This window comes from Aurantimonas sp. E1-2-R+4, assembly GCF_036549515.1.
Classification (GTDB): domain Bacteria; phylum Pseudomonadota; class Alphaproteobacteria; order Rhizobiales; family Rhizobiaceae; genus Aurantimonas; species Aurantimonas coralicida_A.
This window is the reverse complement of the sequence record NZ_JAZHLK010000126.1, coordinates 1-1732: the sequence shown is the minus strand read 5'-3', so window position 1 is coordinate 1732 and position 1732 is coordinate 1. Positions and strand designations below refer to the sequence as shown.

The 1732-nt window shown below is 52.5% G+C and carries 2 protein-coding genes; one reads left to right on the top strand and one right to left on the bottom strand.

The features are described 5' to 3' along the window. A partial coding sequence (locus VQ045_RS21640) for an IS1595 family transposase (RefSeq protein WP_331831595.1) occupies positions 1 to 509 on the top strand: 509 nt, incomplete at its 5' end. 187 nt (positions 510 to 696) lie between these two features. On the opposite strand, the gene VQ045_RS21635 is transcribed toward VQ045_RS21640, so the two are convergent. Continuing rightward, positions 697 to 1503: a DUF3037 domain-containing protein gene (locus VQ045_RS21635; RefSeq protein WP_331831594.1), complete on the bottom strand. Its 807-nt coding sequence runs from the start codon at positions 1501 to 1503 to the stop codon at positions 697 to 699. Positions 1504 to 1732 lie beyond the last annotated feature (229 nt).

Sequence of the window (1732 nt, the reverse complement as noted above, 5' to 3'; positions counted from 1 at the left end):
CCGAAAGACGGACCACCAAAACCAGTGGCGAGCCGTTCCTTAAGCGCGGCACCGGTCCCTCGAACAAGCGAGCCGTCCTGAGTTTGATTGAACGGCACGGCTCGGTTCGTTCATTCCATGTCGCATCGGCGACCAAACAGAACGTCGCCACTCTGGTTTCCGACAATATCGTCCATGAGAGCATGCTCTTTACCGACGAAAGCCGCCTCTATCCGGCGATCGGAGAGACCTTTTTGGCACATATGACCGTCAAGCACTCCGCTGGCGAATACGTCCGGGGTGGCGTCCACACCAACACCGTCGAGAGCTACTTTTCGATATTCAAGCGCGGGATGCGGGGCACTTATCAGCATTGCGCGGAAAAGCATTTGCATCGCTATCTCGCCGAGTTTGATTTCCGGCACAATCGCCGAGTAGCATTAGGCGTGAACGATGTGGCGCGCGCCGATAGCATCCTTGATGGGGTGGTCGGCAAGCGGCTCACCTACGAAACGGCTCAAGGAAGGTGAGGCACCACATGGCGTCTGGCGACCATCCCGATACAAGCCTAAAGCCAAGCGGCAAAAAGGCTAAGAAGCTTAGTCAGAAAGAGCAATCCGAGCGGTTCAAGGAGGCCGCTCGGGAGCTTGGCACTGACGAAACTGGGGCTGCTTTTGATCGTGCGTTGAGGTTAGTTCTGCCGAAAAAATACGGCGACTAATTGCGACGATGATACTCGTAATGTTTACGAATTTCAGTCGCTAGCGGTCCCAAATCTCCTAACCTGTAAAACGATATATCGCTTCGATTCATAACCTTCTCGATTGCGTCAATGAACGTAGGCTTTTGACCTTCAACGTCCCCAACGACCACAAGACGTTTTGCGTTAACGCCACCAGTTACGTCCGCAAGCCATTCCCCCTCCAAAGCGCTTGCCCCGGCGTTTTTGATGGCTTCATCAGGGTCCCCTTTTAGAGATACAGGATAGAGATAGTTGTAGGCTCCATTCTGATAGGCAAATGGCGCGTTTATGGTCACTCCCTGCGGTAGTTCGAACGGTTTTGGCTGGCTATCCAGAAGGTGCGCAACGTTGAGCGCCTTGAGTTCTCTCTTTAGCTGATGCCGCGCTTGCGGCGCACGTTGGGGGCCAACTTCAAGATCGCCCACTAGCTTCTGGAACAGTTCATCGACAAGAGCTTCGGAGTCATCCTCCACAAGAACGGATCTTAACTGGGAAAGTCTCAAGCGCCCGCTTTGCTTCATTTTAAAATATTCAACCTGGTCTCGTTCCCACCCATGAGAAAATTCTAGGGCTATGCGATTTTCAAGTGATATCAACGCATCTTGGAATGAAGGGCGGGCCATCCTCCCAAGCATTCTGTTGACCCGCTTTGCATTGTCGACAACGCGAATTAGTATGCGTGGAGTTTTAAACTTTAACAGCAAAACGCCAACGTTCACGAACTCGAACCGCTCGGGTTCGTCAGCGTATTGGATAATACTATAGTAAGCTTGTTCCGACATTTTATCAGAGACCTCGTAACATCGGATTACCTACCAACTTTTCTGCAATTGACCTGACCACGTAGTCTCCACGGCGGCAAATCAATTCGCATAAATCGCCGCGCGCGCGTGGTCCAAGGGGAATGTCCCGGTCTCTGTTGAAACTCTGAAGTGGGCGGCGTTGCCCGCCTTGAGCCGTTAGGCTCGGGGTGCCGATTCCACTGAGGAGAGCAACGCCATGAAGAAAGAT

What these genes read in the sequence shown, in the direction of transcription:
- VQ045_RS21635 (WP_331831594.1), bottom strand. Translation starts at nt 1,503, where the DNA reads ATGTCGGAACAAGCTTACTATAGTATTATCCAATACGCTGACGAACCC.